15 protein-coding genes are annotated in these 18,037 nt (G+C 32.4%); 4 read left to right on the plus strand and 11 right to left on the minus strand.

All coding sequences use genetic code 11. From position 1 onward, the window contains the following. Positions 1 to 374: 374 nt before the first annotated feature. The 10 genes from VCM39_RS10005 to VCM39_RS10050 all read right to left on the minus strand — a co-directional run bounded on the left by VCM39_RS10005 (position 375) and on the right by VCM39_RS10050 (position 12,120). Positions 375 to 2,117, minus strand: a complete 1,743-nt coding sequence (locus VCM39_RS10005; protein ID WP_322934060.1) for an alpha-L-fucosidase — start codon at positions 2,115 to 2,117, stop codon at positions 375 to 377. A 34-nt stretch (positions 2,118 to 2,151) separates the two neighbouring features. Continuing rightward, positions 2,152 to 2,898, minus strand: a complete 747-nt coding sequence (locus tag VCM39_RS10010; protein WP_007485629.1) for a DUF2334 domain-containing protein — start codon at positions 2,896 to 2,898, stop codon at positions 2,152 to 2,154. A gap of 29 nt (positions 2,899 to 2,927) precedes the next feature. Then, positions 2,928 to 4,220 carry a glycosyltransferase family 4 protein gene (locus VCM39_RS10015; protein WP_322934059.1) on the minus strand — a complete coding sequence of 431 codons (1,293 nt, stop codon included), beginning with the start codon at positions 4,218 to 4,220 and terminating at the stop codon, positions 2,928 to 2,930. Continuing rightward, entirely contained in the window at positions 4,217 to 5,251 is a 1,035-nt protein-coding gene (locus VCM39_RS10020; RefSeq protein ID WP_322934058.1) for a glycosyltransferase, read from the minus strand. Before VCM39_RS10020 ends, VCM39_RS10015 begins: the two co-directional genes overlap by 4 nt. A 9-nt stretch (positions 5,252 to 5,260) precedes the next feature. Beyond that, positions 5,261 to 6,166 (minus strand): glycosyltransferase, encoded by a 906-nt coding sequence (locus VCM39_RS10025; RefSeq protein WP_044166296.1) that lies wholly within the window; start codon positions 6,164 to 6,166, stop codon positions 5,261 to 5,263. Positions 6,167 to 6,185: 19 nt separating this feature from the next. Continuing rightward, positions 6,186 to 6,608, minus strand: a complete 423-nt coding sequence (locus VCM39_RS10030; protein WP_322934057.1) for an acyltransferase — start codon at positions 6,606 to 6,608, stop codon at positions 6,186 to 6,188. Positions 6,609 to 6,825: 217 nt separating this feature from the next. After that, entirely contained in the window at positions 6,826 to 8,022 is a 1,197-nt protein-coding gene (locus VCM39_RS10035; protein WP_322934056.1) for a hypothetical protein, read from the minus strand. Positions 8,023 to 8,162: 140 nt separating this feature from the next. After that, positions 8,163 to 9,671 carry a lipopolysaccharide biosynthesis protein gene (locus VCM39_RS10040; protein WP_322934055.1) on the minus strand — a complete coding sequence of 503 codons (1,509 nt, stop codon included), beginning with the start codon at positions 9,669 to 9,671 and terminating at the stop codon, positions 8,163 to 8,165. A gap of 19 nt (positions 9,672 to 9,690) precedes the next feature. Next, the gene (locus tag VCM39_RS10045; RefSeq protein ID WP_320906347.1) at positions 9,691 to 11,247 is read right to left on the minus strand and encodes a GumC family protein; all 1,557 of its coding nucleotides are present in this window, start codon (positions 11,245 to 11,247) and stop codon (positions 9,691 to 9,693) included. A 48-nt stretch (positions 11,248 to 11,295) separates the two neighbouring features. Beyond that, positions 11,296 to 12,120 carry a polysaccharide biosynthesis/export family protein gene (locus tag VCM39_RS10050; protein WP_044158554.1) on the minus strand — a complete coding sequence of 275 codons (825 nt, stop codon included), beginning with the start codon at positions 12,118 to 12,120 and terminating at the stop codon, positions 11,296 to 11,298. A 291-nt stretch (positions 12,121 to 12,411) separates the two neighbouring features. On the opposite strand from VCM39_RS10050, the gene VCM39_RS10055 reads away from it, so the two are divergent. The 3 genes from VCM39_RS10055 to VCM39_RS10065 all read left to right on the plus strand — a co-directional run bounded on the left by VCM39_RS10055 (position 12,412) and on the right by VCM39_RS10065 (position 16,036). Continuing rightward, on the plus strand, positions 12,412 to 13,383 hold the full coding sequence (locus VCM39_RS10055) for an SDR family oxidoreductase (RefSeq protein WP_195351216.1): 972 nt from the start codon (positions 12,412 to 12,414) through the stop codon (positions 13,381 to 13,383). 2 nt (positions 13,384 to 13,385) lie between these two features. Further along, positions 13,386 to 14,651 (plus strand): nucleotide sugar dehydrogenase, encoded by a 1,266-nt coding sequence (locus VCM39_RS10060; protein WP_322934054.1) that lies wholly within the window; start codon positions 13,386 to 13,388, stop codon positions 14,649 to 14,651. Between the two features lie 86 nt (positions 14,652 to 14,737). Further along, positions 14,738 to 16,036 (plus strand): alpha/beta hydrolase, encoded by a 1,299-nt coding sequence (locus VCM39_RS10065; protein WP_322934053.1) that lies wholly within the window; start codon positions 14,738 to 14,740, stop codon positions 16,034 to 16,036. Positions 16,037 to 16,089: 53 nt separating this feature from the next. Here VCM39_RS10065 and VCM39_RS10070 read toward each other — a convergent pair whose 3' ends face one another. Further along, positions 16,090 to 16,932 (minus strand): hypothetical protein, encoded by an 843-nt coding sequence (locus VCM39_RS10070; RefSeq protein ID WP_322934052.1) that lies wholly within the window; start codon positions 16,930 to 16,932, stop codon positions 16,090 to 16,092. On the opposite strand from VCM39_RS10070, the gene VCM39_RS10075 reads away from it, so the two are divergent. Continuing rightward, positions 16,931 to 18,031 (plus strand): SPOR domain-containing protein, encoded by a 1,101-nt coding sequence (locus tag VCM39_RS10075; protein ID WP_322934051.1) that lies wholly within the window; start codon positions 16,931 to 16,933, stop codon positions 18,029 to 18,031. The two genes, VCM39_RS10070 and VCM39_RS10075, sit on opposite strands and share 2 nt — an antisense overlap. Positions 18,032 to 18,037 lie beyond the last annotated feature (6 nt).

Consider the following 18,037-nt stretch of genomic DNA (forward strand, 5'->3'; position numbering starts at 1 on the left):
ATTGGTCGTAATTGATAACTTAGTTAATATAGTAAACACGTATTATGATTTTCCCTGAGCCTGTTTTATTACATAAACAATTAATTTTTAAATGTCTATATTGGGATATGTGATTATTTTAATTTATAATTGTATTCCATGATTTCTTTTATTTAATAGAGTTAATGTGGATTTATTTTTGTATTTGCATGCACACATATGAAATTTATTTTTTATGAAGTCCAATATGTTTACGATACTCAATGTATGCTTTGTAGTTTCTGTCTAGTTTTAATTGAGTATTTCCAATAAATTATTGTTTATCTATTGGGAAATAGATAGACAATATTTATTGGAAATTAAGGTTCCAAAACATAACGAGTTTTTGTTAATGTTTAGTTGTCTACACGCACAAGCCTCATAGATGCAAAATTTAATGGACTACCTCCTACTCTTTTGAAAATAATTTCTTGTTTTCCAGATTTAATATACATACTACCAACTTTCATTTCTTGATAATCATCATAACCTCTAGTAGTAGGATATTGGAAATATATATACGCATTGTCATCACCTTCAATTCTCATTTCCAATTCTCCTGGTCCACCATTAGATATGGTAACATAAATATCATATTTTGCAGGATCTTCAACTTTTAATAACCATCCTAAATCGGGCCACAAATTAATCCAAGAATTATAATTTACAGGACCAGATTCAAATCCGCTCATCATCAATCCTCCTTCAGCTAAAGCTGACATAGCATAAAGGTCAGTTTCTTTCATTTTACTACTAATTGGAAAACCTTCATCAATCATAATTGAATTAAACGTAACTTTAACAACTTCTCCTTTTTCTACTCCCATAAATCTATAACCATTGGGAATAGCTTCATATTTTATGTCTCTACCATTTAGCGTTTTTGCACAAAGAATGGGAGAATTCACCCCATATAGTTCAATTTTATCTCCAACGTAGTAATGTAGATATAAAGAATTTCCTTTTCTGGTAACTCGCCCAAAATCTTGTCCATAAATGAAACCACTGTGTTCCGACCCATAAATTGATTCACCATTTGTCCTAATATAGTCTCCGATTTCGTTAAGCATCTTCAATGCATCGGGATGTAAACTGCCATCTCCTTTCGGAGATATATTTAACAGTAAATTCCCTCCCTTTGAGACAGTATTAATAATTTCGTGTAAAAGCTCTAATCTTGTTTTTTTGCTATCAACATAATCACTGTACCCCCATGAACTATCCATTGCAATACAAAGTTCATAAGGTCTTTTAGGTATTTGCACTATAACTCCTTCCGGAGTTTCAAAATCTCCATTAGCAAGAGTTGATAATCTATCATTTTGGAGTATTTTTCTACTATAGTTTTTATGTTGAACTAAAGTATTATACATTTTATCGGTAAATTCCTGACTGGTATTTATTTTAGGTATATCCCACCAAAATACATCCAAGATTTCACCATAACGATCCATCATTTCAGATATTACTTTACATGTATGATCAATATACGATCGATTTGCTTCAATATCATATTTACCTCCATACAGTTGAGGTATCTCCCCTAGACTGCCTTCTTGCATCCAGTCTAAATTTTGTGAGAAATAAAACCCAACTTTTAGGCCTTTTGATTTTGCCGCAGTAAATAATTCCATTATTAAATCACGGCCGTTTGCTCCTGACATGGTTGTACACCAATCAGGTTGTACTTCGGATGGATAAAGTAGGAATCCTTCATGGTGTTTTATAGTGATGATGATATATTTCATTCCGGTTTCTTGAGCTAAAGATGCGATCTCGTTACCATCAAAAGCACTTGCTGTGAATTTGTCTGCTTGTTGTTTGTATGTCTCTCTGGGGATTCCAGCTCTACTTAAAATCCATTCCCCACCCCAGCCACATAGGTAGGGAGAAGCTTCTGTGTATTCTGTTCCATATAGGGAAGGGCCTACATATTTACCTGCCATACCCGAATAAACACCCCAGTGGATGAACATTCCAAATTTAGCGTCATTAAACCAATTTAATCTTGTATCTGGAGGAGATATTTCGATTGGGTCATGGGTGCAACCGATACTAAGTAATGATAATAACAATGAAGCGATGATAATTTTTTTCATATTATTGATATGTGTTAATTTTGAGAATAAAGAATTAGTAATGTCCTTTTATTCTTTTTATAATTAGACGTTTGGCAGATAAAAGATAGCGAAATAGATAATCTTTTATTCTTAGATTTCCATAGGATAAAGCATCTATAGTCGTTACTCTATCTTTATTATTTGCAAGAAAACAATCTAATGAATTTATTTCGTTTATATCACCAACTTCCGGATGTAAACAGATTGTCCAAAGCCCAAAAGGCCTGGAACGAAAACTCCATGATTGCATGGGAATCCATTTAAAACCATAAGCTAAATATGGCTTTAAGGCAAAACCGTCACTGATGGTTGTAATATCAGTGGCTTCTTTCAATGCCTTTAGTGTATTATGATCTAATGTATGTGACGGGGCTACAAAAACGGTGGGATTTAGTCCGTTTTTGTTGAAAATTTCTTTTGCTTTTCTTAATTTCTCTATTTGCCGGTCATAGGGGATACCGGCAAATTCGCTAACTTTAGGCATGGTATTTAACATACCTGAGTTTTTTGATAAATATAAATGTTCATGGCCATGCATAGCTATACACCAACCCTTTTTTTCCCATTCTTTTACCAACTTCCAAAAGTCGGGAATTTGAGGATGATTTAGAAATTCTTGACTTTTATTGTCCGGTATTACTGCTATAATGGGTTTCACATTGTATTTGTCAAACAAATCAAAGTATTTTTGCCACTTCTCGATAGAGAACGTTTCGCAAGCATCATCAAGCCTAATTAAATATTTAGCTTTATTTTTCATCCCATGTTATTTAAGTTGTACATGTAATATTAATAACGCTTATTATAGTTTATTATTGTTTCATTGAATATTTTCGTTAGCTTCTCTAAATGAGACTTTTCCGAATAGTTTTTCTGAAAGAAAGCATCGCACTTTTGGGATTTTTCAAGAATGGATGCGGGATGTTCCAAAACAGCCTGTATCACTTGTTTCAAAGAGTTAAGGGATAGGGCTGTATATTTGAATGAGACGTTGTCATCTACTGTATAAGAAAAAGAACCGAAATCTGGCACAATGACCGGTCTTTGGAAATAAATTGATTCTATCAAAGTATTTGGCAGATTTTCATATATTCTGCTGGGCAGAACGACTACGTTGGCGTTTGTATATGCACTGAAGATGTTCCCGTCGTTTCTGAAAGGTTCAAAAGTGATGTATTTTTCCAGTTGTTTCTCTGATATAAGTCGTTTCACTTTTTCTTGTTCCTGAATACTCACGCCTCCTACTATGTTCAGTAAGAAATTGGAATAATTTTGTTTCAATGAGGCTAAGACCTCCAGCAAATCATAAAGTCCTTTTTTTTCATCTAAGGTACCTATAAATAAGAATTTTATTTTATCAGAAAGGACATTCTCACTTCGCTGGCGAACCGTTTCCTCCGTTTCATGAAAAAAGGTTGGGAGCAACTTCAATTTATTGGCTGCGTATCCATCCTTGTGCATCTGAATTCTCATGAATTCGTTGGTACAGATAAAATTAGATATTTTATTATCCATGTGGAGCTTTTGGTGTAAAAGGATGGATAAATATCGCATTAATGAGAAGAGTGTACTGCCTTTCATACATCTATGGGTAAAGCAGTTTTTTTTAGATCCTTTCACACAATCGTCACATACATGCCCGTCTCTATATAGGTGGGCAGCACCACATATGCTGTTGTAGTCAGATAGCCTATTTACAATAGGAATGTTTAATTCGGAACAAGCATCAATAACACTGGGAGAAAGTGTACGTTTGTATGCTAATAAATAACAGATATCCGGATGAGTGTCTTTGATAATTTTTTTTAGTTTTTTCTTGACTTTAAAGGAGTAGAACTCACGAAAAATCAAATCCCAATAAACTTTAATATTTTTGGGATAGTTATCCATGTATACACTATCAGAATGCCCTATATTCTCAGCAAAATAATTTCCGTATTTAGAACTTATATTGTGAGATGTTTTGACACTGAAGGGGATTATTTCACAGCCTCTTTTTTCAAGAGCGCTCTTTATATTGAATAAATATCGTTCCGGTCCTCCGGTTATGAAATAACGATAATGGACAATTAATATTTTCATCGGATTAAATCATTATAAGAATTGAGATAACATTGGGCTGAATGCGAGATGTTAAAATAAGTATTTACCCGCTCTGATGCTTTCTTTATTTTAATATTATCAGTATGAGGGGTGTTTATGATGTTTTCTATTTTGGTAGTTAAGTCTGCAAGGTTTCCTGCTTCAAAGTAGTCACCACACTCCCCTTCATCGATGACCTCCATTGGACCTGCAAGGTTAGAAACCAATACTGGAACATGGGCAGCCATGGCTTCGATGATTGTAAGACCGAATCCTTCAAAGAAAGAGGGTTGTACCAACAAATCGTATTTATGCAGATTGGCATAAATTTCATTTCGGGATTTTTCTCCTAAAAAGAAGATTTTCTTTTCAATACCTAATTTATCAGTTATTTTTTTTAAATAGTCATAAGATTTCCCTTTACCGGCTAAATATAACTCTGTGTCATATCCGTTTTTTATAACTTTTGAGATGGCTTGAATAAGTAAATCCTGCCCTTTGATGTCTTTGTCTAAACGTCCTATTTGAATGATCCGGAAAGGAGAACCAGGAGGAGATTTTCTTTTTTCTATAAAATCGGGGAATATTCCATTATAAATGACTTGGGCTTCAATTCCGGCTTGTTCTTTGATGTATTCTTTTACAGCATTGGATACTGCAAATACTTTATCATATTTTTTTATATCTGATAATTTGGATTGCACATTATGCAAGGTAAAACATAGTTTTACTTTTGTGAAAAAGAGCATTTTTACTATATTTACATCATGACAATGAATGATTTGTGGTGATATCTTCAGTAAGTGGTAATGCAGTTTTATAAATGCGAATATATTACGGCTTCCCGGGATGCGGTTTAATCGAATTACTCGTACGTCTTTATGAATAGAATTTAAAAGTTCCTGATTGAACAAGTTATTGATAATAATCAATGATACCTTTTCGGTTTTGACTTGTTCGTTTAAGATATCGACAAGCATACTTTCGGTTCCTCCACGCAGGAATGAGAATATAATATGTACTATTACCATGTTGGTTTATCAGTTTATTTTTAAGATAACATGTTTTATATATGCTAATAGAAACCTCGGTTGTTTCCAAATTGTTAATAAGTAAAGTTTTTTCCTTTCATCAATAAATGACTTATAGTTAGGGAATATATCTTCTATTTTGTGATATTTATTATCATAGTATATTACTTTATAATTTATTACTTTTTTGCCGGGACGTAAATATAATAAATCCAGTAAATCATAACCTCCGTATCTCATCATTAACATTGTGTATTCTAACTTTTGGCAAAAACGATTACTGCTTAATTTGGTAGAACCTTCATTTAGGAAAAAACCCATATTTCCTTCACATTTTTTTATTGGAAATTGGCGTACTACTCTTATCTGAAAGTCCAAATCTGCAACTAACCGGAATTGTTCGTCAAAATAGCCAATAGATTTATGGATGCTTCTTCTCCACATTGGAAAACATCCAATATGGTGGTTTCTATAAAAAGCTGAGTTCTGATAAGAAAATTCTGGTTCGGCGCAGAGTCTTCCTATACTATCTCCATATTTTTCCGTTTCAATACAATCACCATAGGTCATTGCTACTTCCGGATTATTATCCAATAAAACGGATTGCCGGTATAGAGAATCGGGGGTACGTATGTCATCTACATTCCATATAGCTATATAATCACTGGTCGCTAATTTTACTCCACGATTCCATGTGGCATAAAGACTTTCACGATTAGGAATAATTATATGCTGGATAAAAGAATATTTGGGTAGTTGCTTTTCTATGATAGCTAACTCTTGTGGCGTAGGAGCATTATGTAACAATAAGACTTTTAATTGTTCTTTGTGCTCTAGCTGTGAGAGTTCCTGAAAATAACTTTCAAGAAATAACTCGCAATTATATAATGAGGTTAAAACAGTGATTTTTTCCATACACATAGATACAAAAAAATTATGGTTTCCATTTAATATTGTGTTTTATTATTTTAGCAGGATTTCCTGCTATCAGAGCGTTGGGTTCATTGAAAACCCCTCTTACTACAGAGTTGGCAGCTATCACACACCCTTCGGGGATTTTTGTTCCTTTATAGATACTGACATTACAACCTATCCAGACATGATTTCCAATATTAATTTTAGGGTCAATCGGAGGTTTATTTTCATAATTAATTTCATGGAAATCATTGTCTAAGAATTGGCACCCCCAAGAAATCGAACAATCGTCTCCTATTTCTATGCCATGTGAGATGATAAATGTGGAGTTTATATTAGTAAAACCACCTTTACCTATCTTTAAAGTAGCACCCTCAGAGATATCCAAGCGACAACCACGACCAATCAGATAGGGACCTTCGATGATTAATTTTCCTTTCAAATTTAAAAAGGTTTTATCCGACTTTAAACTGGTACCAACATAAGCTGTGCCTATATACAAACTATTATGCGTGATAATATTTTCTATTCCCTGTATCTTTACTTTAGGGTGAGCAATAATATCAAGCTTATAGAAAATTTTGTAATATATAAGCCGAAAGAGAACACAATAGAAATTTGACTCCGACTTTTTACAAATGCTATATAATTGAAATATTTTATTCTTCATTTTCATTATTGGTCAGATTGGGATTATTCTTTTCTAAAGTCATATCAAAAAACATGAGGGGAAAAACAAGCATATATACATAATATAATTGGTTTGAAGTTATTGATGTAAATAATAGTAAAAGCAAATACAAAAAGGTTGATAAGGCATAACGTACTTTTCTATGTTTATAATAGAATATCATGATTGAAATATATATCGTTAAATATATTAAAGTACCAATAATTCCATAGCGTATAATTAGGTTAGACCATGCAATATCTGATGTCTCTAATTGTACGATCTCTCCCGTCTTTTCATTTTCAAGGCCAACGATGAAATCAAATTTTTTGTTAGTGTAATTTGATTCTTCCGCCATCAATCCACTACCGAATGCTGTTTCTATAGGTTTTTCTAAGATATGCATGTATCTTTCATAAAAGTGTGCTATTCTGAACAATAAAGTAGATTCCTCACCTAATTCAATTTCTTCAATATCCACAAATTCACCGGTAGTTACACTATTTATATCATTCATCGTTCTACTTGCTAACTGAGCTCCCATAACTGCAACCAAAGGGATTACACATAGTAATAACATAGGAAGATAATTTATGAATTGTTTTATTTTTCCCATTTTCAGGAAAAGTCCTAATATTAAAATGAGAATAAAAGAAATGGTTAGCGAACGGTGTAACGGCATATATACGCACACAATACATATTAATGCTGATATATATTTGTATTTGCCGGTAAATGGATTATTGAATATTCCGTAAAATACAAAGAAATAGAGCATTAACGGTGAATTATAGAAACGCGTAATCAATTTTGCAGATTTATGGCTTTCGGCTCCAATGAGCAATGCGATTCCTGTAAAACCCTGAATAGTGAATAATATAGATTGAAATATTACTATACAAAAAAGAATTTTCAAGATAGAAGAAATGTCTTCCTTTGTTAGCCTTCTCAATACGAAGTAGGATAAGGCAAATAAATAGTAACGGGAGGTACGGATGATTTCAACAAATGGAATATGATAGGTATAATAACTAATTCCTATCAGGCACACAATAAAGAGTAAATACCCTCCTAATAATAAGGTCAATTTATTAATAGGAATGAAGTCTTTAGTATTAATTATGCCATATATAAATAAAATGATAATATATAATAGAGCAAAGTCGGTAGATTTACTGATTCCCATACCTGTTTCGAAGAACTTTTCTGGTATAATTTGAAAACCGTCAAAAAGAAAAAAGAAAAAAAGAATGGTGGAAAGTATCCTTTTACCACTTAGGTATAGAATTATACTTACAATTAATATAGGGATAAACAGCATAATAATTATATTATCTTATAAATACGATTAGCAATTTTACTATCGGAAAAATATCTTGTTAAATCATCAATAGTTACAATCTTTAGATGCTTGTATATCCATATGGTCATAACTGGAATACTTATAGAGATGAATAATAGTTTTAAAATATCAGAGCTAATATAAAATTTCAAAAAATAAATAACCATGAATATTGAGATTAGAATAAGTATTTTTAGCATGTATGAACGGTTCATTTTATAATGAATGGCTAAATATTTTTTTTGATAATAAAGCCCTAATAAATAACTGACAAAATACGAAAGAATATTAGAAATAATAATTGTGTATTCATTTGTAAATTTATAAAGTATAAAAAATACACAAATATTAATGACGACAGAAAGTGATTGAAAAACAACGGTTTTACCCGGATGGCCTTTAGCAGTTAGATATATATATATAGGTAAAGTCAATGGTGAAAATATTAAATATGGAACAACTAAGCCTATGATGAAGATGGTATAATTGAAAATATCGGTACGAAGCCATAAACTAACAATCTCTTCACATCCGACAAATAACATACCACAAACAGGCAATACTAAAAGAAATAGTTTGGAGGTTAAGTCTTTTATTAATTTGGCTATTGATTGTTTATCTGTTAACTGAGATAAGTATGGAAGCAATGGCATAGTTAACTTGGAAAATATACTTGTTAATTGGACTCTTACTTTTAATGCAATTTCAAGATAAGCAACCACATGCATCCCGAAAATGTTTGATACTATTATTTTAAATAGAGGTTCGTTACAAAAACCGATAAGACCGGAGGTATATACTTTACCTCCAAACAATAACTGTTTTTTGGCTACAGGGATAAATTGTTGTCGAAGCTTGTAAGGCTTTATAGGCCCCCAGTAGACGTAAAAGGAACCAATTACAAATAGAAACCAACTAGCGGCTGCTATAAATACAGCCCAACCGATGCTTTCAAGGTTATATCCCAAACTCGTTACACATATAATTCCTCCCCAATAAATGATACTATAGATTAATTGAGCAAAATTAGTAAGGTATATTTTTTGCAAAGCATCAAGTACTGCTGTGAGAATTTGTCCTACAATTAATAAAAAGTTAGAGATTAGGAGTGAAAATAGTAATGTTTTTGTCTGTTCATAATATTGTATTGGGATATTTAATACGTCTATTAGTAGAAATCGATTAAGTATGAAGGCTAATATTGTAATAGGTATGATTATAACCCCAATAATTAATAATGAAGAAAAAATATCATTTTCTGAATCCGGACATTTACCTTGTTCGGAAATATATTTTATTAGTGAAGTATTTAATCCCAAGTTTGCGAATATATTCAGATTCCCAATTACAGACACAATAGCAAATACTCCATATAATTCGACTCCTAATTTATTGATAAAAACAGGAATACATATAAAAGTAAGTAGTGCAGTTATAATAAGCTGCACTAACCCACTTAAAGAATTATTTATCAATGTCTTTTTGGTAACCATAATAATATCTGTTAAAATATCAGACTGATCGTTTTCTATAGAATATAGAAATGAATATCATGGCCAAAATCCCTCCTATTACTATTGCTATAAACATACATTTTAATGGTTTAGGACTAAGTGGTTCTACTAAATTATATGCATGGTCGACTATTCGCATTTTGGGAGTAGTAATAGCCGATTTTATTGCATTTTCCTCTTTTTGCTGTAACATAAAGACGAACATTTCTTGTTTTAAATATTGTTGCCTTTTCATTGTTACAAATTCCCTTTCTTGGGTAGGCATGTTTTTTATCCTATTATAAAATTCATTTTCTTGCTGCCTTAAATCATTTCGAGTAAATTCAATACCTTCTTTAATACTCTTTATTGTTGCCATAACACTTTCATGCGTTGCTTCAATTTGTTCATTCAACAGATTCACTGTTGGGTTACCCTCATGAGTTGAACGTAGCAATTTTAGTCTTTCTAATAATAAGCCATTGTATTTTTGTAACACCTCTACTCCATTTTTGTCGGCAATACCTAAAGTCATAGGAATCATTGCATATTTATTATTTGGATCCTTTAAAAAGGCATCAATTGTTGATATAACAGAATACTGTGTTTCTACTTCAATCATTTTTTCTTTAAAATCACCATTCTTCTCAATTATGATTTTGGCTTCAGCTGTTATATCTGTTAGTTTATTTTTGGTTTTATAAACTTCTATATCTTTTTCTACTTTCTCTAAATCATCTGAAATTAATTTTACACGATCATTGAAAAACACTTCCATCTCTTTTGCATACGCACGTTTATCACTAAGTTCTCGTTCATTATACTTACTAATAAGAGTATTAAGTATGTCTTTACCTCTGTTTATGTTGTTCTCATCAATACCTAATGATATTATATCAGCCTTTTTGGTAACAAGATCTATCAGGATTCTTTCTGTAAGTATTTCCGCTATATATCCGTAACCGGTATAAATAATTTTCATGGATATACTTTTATCAGCTTTATAGAATTGAGTGGTGTTTATTAAGAAATCACCAAAGATTGTGGGTATTTTTGCTGGAAATGATGCCTCTTTTACTTCTGCTATTTTCTTTCTACCTAAATATGTTTTGATATTTACTTTGCTTTCCTCATTTACTTCTACATTGAATTTTAATGCAATTGAGAGAGTATCAGCTATCGGCAACATCGGTTTTAATTCCAAAGGAGAATTGTTATAACAGTCTACGTTTTTAGGAAATTTTTTGATAGTATATATTGTGTTTAGACCAAGAGTTTCGGCTACATTTGACAATAATGTATAAGACCTAAGGGTTTCCATGTCATTATAAATACTACCGTTTGACCCTCCTAACAGTCCGCCAAAGCTTGTGTTTTTCAATAAAGCAGCTTGTATACCACCGACCTTCTCTTCTTCACCTTTTATTTTGGCTTCAACATGGAATATTGGGCTTGCGATTTTTAAATATACAAATGCTAATATGGCACAAACCGTAATTGAAATAACAAAAACATACCAATGTTTTATATATTTTTTTAAAATGTTGGTAAAGTCAACAACTTCTTCTTGTTTCATTTTTATTGTATGTAAAAATTAGTTTTTTTAAGATAAATATACGTACCATTATTTTATAAACAGAGCGATACATAATGAAGCTATCGTGGCAACTACACTTGTAATTGTAGAAGCTACTGATATATTGAATTGCTTTCTTGAATCTATTTTCGAAGAATTTTGTTTAGCCTCATTAGGTTCAATATAGATTATATCATTTTGTTTTAAATAAAAATAAGGAGAAGAAAACAAATCGGAAGAAGTCAAATCAAATCGATAAAAATCTTTTTTCATTCCATTTTCACGAATTAATAATGCATTATTTCGCATACCGTTAATAGTTAAATCACCTGCTAAACTGATTGCATCTAAAATCGTAATACGTTCACCACTAACTGACTTGGTACCAGGAGCATTTACTTCACCTAAAACGGATATTTTAAAATTTATAATTTGTACATTTACCAACGGTTCTTTTACATAAACCTTTACCTTTTCTTTTATATAGTCAGCCAATTCTATTCGGGTCAATCCGCTAGCTTTAATTCTTCCCAGCACGGGAAAATCGATATTTCCATGATTATCAACTAGATAGGTTTGCATTACGGGAGTTGTTGATAATTCAGTGTTACCAGGAGTTAAGTAGGTGGTTGCAGGCAGATTGAATATAGCTACAGCATTAGGGTCTATGCTTGAAACGGCTATTGTTAGTAAATCTGCTGGTCGAATTGTAATTTCATAGCTAGATGAATCCGATATTATTGAACGAATTTTTGTATCATTTTTTGTGTCTTGAAAATAAGTGATTGAATGAGGTGTTTTACATGATACAAATAGAGTTAGTGCAAAAAGCAACACTAAAAATTTAGAATCCCTAAAAAAGAGTTTACTCATAATTCTGAATATTCTTAAAGTATATATAAATAGTTAATCAAGCTGTGTATATACCATAGCTTTTTAATTTAACGGTTCTATTGGTTTTTTATTGCTTAAGCTTTTACTATTTAAAGTATATTGACAAAACGACAATGAGAAGGCTGATCCTCGTAATATCCAAATACCGAGAATGTTCATGGTAGTAAACTGCGGACAATCCTCTTTCTTTGAATTAATAATATTTTCAATGTATTTTTCAAAAACATTCATGTATATTTGCATAAAATTTTAATTTGCAATTTCAATGATATGAAAATACTTGTAACTGGTGGGGCAGGCTTTATTGGTTCAAACCTGTGTGAGGCATTACTGAAGAAGGGTAATCAAATTGTCTGTTTGGATAACTTCTCAACTGGTAAGATTGAAAACATATTACCACTGCTCCGTGATTATTCTTCAAACTTTAAGTTAGTTGTGGGCGATGTATGTAATTATGATGATTGTTCTAAAGCTATTCAAGGAGTGGAATATGTACTTCATGAGGCTGCTTTAGGTTCTGTTCCTCGTTCAATAAAAGATCCAATCACTACTAATCGAGTTAATATAGACGGTTTCTTGAATATGCTTGTTGCTGCGCGCGATGCAGGTATAAAACGGTTTGTTTATGCGGCAAGTTCGTCAACATATGGTAATTCAAAACAATTACCCAAAATTGAGGATGTGATTGGAAAGCCTCTTTCTCCATACGCTATTACTAAATATGTGAATGAATTGTATGCAGATGTTTTTGCCCGTACTTATGGAATGGAAACAATTGGCTTGAGATATTTTAATGTTTTTGGTCGTCGTCAAGATCCATTTGGAAGTTATGCAGCTGTGATTCCTTTATTTGTAAAAAAGCTGATGGCTTATGAAAGTCCAATTATTAATGGAGATGGTGAATATAGTCGTGATTTTACTTATATTGACAATGTAATTCAGATGAATCTATTGGCATTGACTACTAGTAACCCGGAAGCTGTTAACCAAGTCTATAATACAGCATATGGAGAGAGGACAACATTGAATCAATTAGTTCATTATTTAAAAGAATTTTTGAGTGAATTTGACCCAAAAATTGCAGAGGTAAAAGTTGTGCATGGTCCCAATAGATTGGGAGATATACCACATTCATTAGCATGTATTGATAAAGCAAAAGATAAGTTGGGCTATGCACCCGAATATAATATGTATAGGGGTTTAAAAGAGGCTGTGAAATGGTACTGGGAAAATATAAAATGAAAATGGAAAAATTTAAAATTGCAGTAATTGGATTAGGATATGTTGGCTTGCCTCTAGCAAGATTATTTTCAACGAAATATCAAACAATAGGGTATGATTTAAACTCTAATCGAATACAAGCATTAATGCAAGGGCATGATGAAACATTAGAATTATCTGACGATCTATTACAGAATGCGATAAATAACGGTTTCGTTTGTACGAACGAGGTCGATGACATAAAAGATTGTAATTTTTATATAGTAACAGTTCCTACTCCTGTTGATGAGAATAACAATCCAGATTTATCTCCGCTTTATAAGGCTAGTGAAATTGTAGGCCAGGTTATTAACAGAGGTGATATCGTTGTCTATGAGTCTACTGTTTATCCCGGAGTAACGGAAAATGAATGCGTTCCTGTTATAGAGAAAAAATCAGGTCTGTTGTATAATAGAGATTTTTTTGTCGGATATTCACCTGAACGAATCAATCCAGGAGATAAACTGCATACTGTGGAATTGATAAAGAAAGTTACTTCAGGTTCGACTCCGGAAGTTGGTGAAATAGTGAACCGAATATATGGCTCAGTCATTAAAGCTGGAACTCATTTGGCCCCCAGTATAAAAGTGGCAGAAGCAGCTAAGGTTATAGAAAATTCTCAGAGAGATATTAATATTGCATTTGTCAATGAGCTTTCGAAAATATTTTCTAAAATGGGAATAGATACGATGGACGTGTTAGAAGCTGCTGGTACAAAATGGAATTTTTTACCTTTCCGCCCAGGGTTAGTAGGAGGCCATTGCATTGGAGTAGATCCTTATTATTTAGCTCAATGTGCTCAGCGTTATGGGTATAATCCGGAAATTATTTTAGCTGGGCGTCGAATGAACGATAGCATGGGTGAATATGTGGCAAGTCAAATAATAAGGTTGATGTTAAAAAAGGGAATTCAAGTTTTAAATTCAAATATTTTAATTCTAGGATTTACTTTCAAAGAAGATTGTCCGGATATTCGTAATACTAAAGTTGCTAATTTAGTAAATACTCTGAAAGAATATAATTTGAAGATCACTATATATGACCCGTGGGCTGATCCGGAACGTGTAAAAAAAACATATAATTTCGATTTAGTAAATCAATTACCAGAAGAAAAATATGATGCTTTAGTGTTAGCTGTTGCACACAGAAAGTTTGCAGATATTTCATGGAAAACATTGGTTAAAGATAAAAATATTATTTATGACATTAAAGGATATATGCCTCGTGAAATTGTTGACGGAAGATTATAGTACTTTTGTATTATAAACTAGCGCTTCATGTTCACCATATAAGTAAGTTTATAATGAGTGGTTTTAATTTTAAATAGGAAATATGGATGTGTGGCAGAATATATATAATCTATTTATTGGGAAGTATTCTGATATTTAGTTCTTGTAGTGGGGGAAATGATGAAACTTTTGTTAACTTGGATATTTCACTCGTTAATATTGACGGAAATGAATATATTTCAAGAGAGAAAGCTGTTTTAATAGATAATGGCTCTGTTTTTTCTACTAAGTTATTTTCGATTAATGGTGATTTGTCGATTGATTTAGTTGTTTATTTCAAGAATAAAATAATGGATATCAATAACAGTTGCTTACAGCCTATTTTAATTTGTTATAGTCAAAATAATAAGTATTATCAATTTTCTATAATAGATGGAAAAGCTATTATCTCATCTGCTAGTAATGATTCTTTTAGTCTTTTATTTGAAAAATGTGAATTTGGCGAAAACAATTATATTTCCGGTAGTTTTTCTGTTTGCTTAGTGTCGGATATACCTACTCCGAGCTATATTGCTGTGTGGGGGAAGGAACACCCTTTTAAGAGGTGGATAAATGAAGGTACTCAACAGTGGGTAGGAACTACGTTATTGAATGTTCAAAATACAGGTTTGATTATTTATCCATCTGAGAAAAATGAAGTTCCTTCCCCCGCAATTGTTATTTGTCCGGGAGGAGCATACTCGTGTTTAGAAGCTGTTCATGAGGGGCGTTTAGTTGCTGAATGGTTTGCGAAACATGGAGTGACTGCTATAGTTCTACATTACTGTTTACCTAATGGGCATCCGGAAATCCCTCTTAGTGATGTACAAGAGACAATGAGATATTTGCGTGAAAATTTTGCTACTTATAAAATTCGTCCGGATCAGATTGGAGTAATAGGATTTTCTGCTGGTGGACATTTGGCATCTCTTCTTTCGACTCATTTTGATATTGACGAGAAAATAGGTGTGATTTATCCGGAAAAAGCATATAAATCTCGTCCGGATTTTACTATACTTTGTTATCCTGTTATAACAATGAGGGAACCTTATACGCATATAGGTACAAAAGAAAACTTATTGGGAGCGGATCCTTCAGATGTATTAATTGATCTCTGTTCATCGGAAAAGCAAGTAGCTTCTTATACACCTCCAACTCTATTGTTTCATGCGTCAGATGACTATACAGTACCTTTAGAAAACAGTAAAATGTATCATCAATGTCTGGTCCGACAAGGAATAAAATCTCGTTTAGTGGTGTTTCCTACAGGTGGGCATGGATGGGGATTTAGTGAAAATTATCAGTTTGAAGGGGAGTTGAGAGAAAATATATTACATTGGCTAAATAACGAGGTGTTTATTAACTAATTAATAATTAATAAGAGTAACTGTTTTTTCTAAAAAAGAGTAAGTAAAAAGAACTAACGCTTAAATATTTTTTTTATTTGCATGAACCAGATATATGGTAATGAAGCATAGTTATATTCTACGCTTTCTATCCCTCCAAAAGATTTTTTAAATTTATTGATGCCTATAAGATTTGAATCCATAGTGTCATGAGCTATTCCACCCCAATCATAAACAGAATAATTTAACTTTTTAAATTTTAACATATCTTTGTAGTGAAGAAATTTGTTGGCACGTCCAATTAAGTTATGATCTAATTCTTTTGAGAAACGTTGAGTTGCAGACTGATATAATCTAACACGTCTCAACTCTTCGTCAATAATATAAGAATGAGAAGCTAATACCTTATTATTAAATGTAGCCTCTGTAATAATTAAATGTTTACCATACGCTTTCATTTGCGATTCTTTTATAACTTCTAATCCTTTTACACGTGCAAAGTTATTAAAAAAAGGAATAAAATTTTCAATAGAAGTATTGTAAGAAAATGTTCCTCCCTCCCGTTCTGCTCTCTTTATTTCATTACGAACAGTAGCTGAACACTTTCTAAATAATTCCTCCTCGGAGAGTCTAAGATCTGTTAGTAAAGTATGAAATTCTTCTTTATAAAAAGATTGGGTAGGTACATTTATTAGTGCTTGACGATAATAGTAAAATTTATATTTATTTTTTTTATCTATTTTATCGGCAAACCAAGATTCTGTATTAGTAAATCTATATTTTTGTTTAATTATATTGATCATCTTCTGTTTTTTTATGCAAAAGTAGTCAATATTTGGTAAAATACCAGTTAGATGCATATAATTAAGTGCCTTTTTCTGGCATATCTTCAATAAAACTGTTAATTTTGCACTCATGATTGAGTTGTCACAGCATATAGAAGTATTATTATTGGAGAATGATTGTGTAATTGTTCCCGGATTAGGAGGTTTTGTAGCTCATTATACGCCTGCGATACAAGTAGAAGAGAACATGTTTCTCCCTCCTACCCGTACCATTGGTTTTAATCCGCAATTAAAGCTGAATGATGGGTTGTTGGTACAATCTTATATGGCTGTATATGATACGAACTTCTCGGATGCCTCCAAGATAGTCGAGGATGAGGTTTCAGAGTTGATCATTATGCTGCATAAAGAAGGTAAGGTTGATTTGGATAATGTTGGAGAAATCAGGTATACGATCCATGATACTTATGAGTTCATTCCTTATGATAATAAAATTACTACACCTTATTTATATGGGCTTGATTCTTTCGAAATGAAGGAACTGACCGTTTTACATCAGGAAAAAGAAAGGGTATTGGTTCCTGTTATTCAGGAAAGAAAGAAATCATATGAGATCAAGATCAATCGTGGGATGGTGCGTAGTGCGGTGGCTATAGTGGCTGCGGTAGTACTATTCTTCTTCCTTTCCACTCCGGTTGAAAATACTTATGTAGAAAAAGATAATTACGCTCAATTGTTGCCGATTGATCTGTTTGAAAAAATAGAGGGAAAATCTATTGCGATGACTCCTGTTGTGATGAATAAGGATGTGAAGCAGTCGGTAAAGGCAGTGTCCGGTACTTCTAAAAAAACGGGGAAAAAGGTAACAAAACCTGTTGCGGTACGAGAGGTGAAAGTAGCTCAGCCTGTTACAGAAGAGGTACATAAAACGTCTGCTGCTGTACAATCAAATGAGTCTCAATCGATTCCGACATCTGAAGCTGTTGTAAAATCAAAACAGACAGAAGGTAATTTTCATATAATTGTTGCCGGAGGCATTGGTGTAAAAGATGCAGAGGTAATGGCAGAACGATTGAAAGCTGAAGGATTTACAGGAGCGAAAGTTTTAAATAATGATGGTAAGATCCGTGTAAGTATAATGTCGTGTACAACTCGTGAAGAGGGTACAAAACAGCTTTTGAAGTTAAGAGAGAATGACACCTATAAAACCGCTTGGTTGCTGGTTAAGTAATACAAA

Origin of the sequence: Bacteroides mucinivorans (genome assembly GCF_034654355.2) — a bacterium.
Classification (GTDB): Bacteria; Bacteroidota; Bacteroidia; order Bacteroidales; family Bacteroidaceae; genus Bacteroides; species Bacteroides nordii.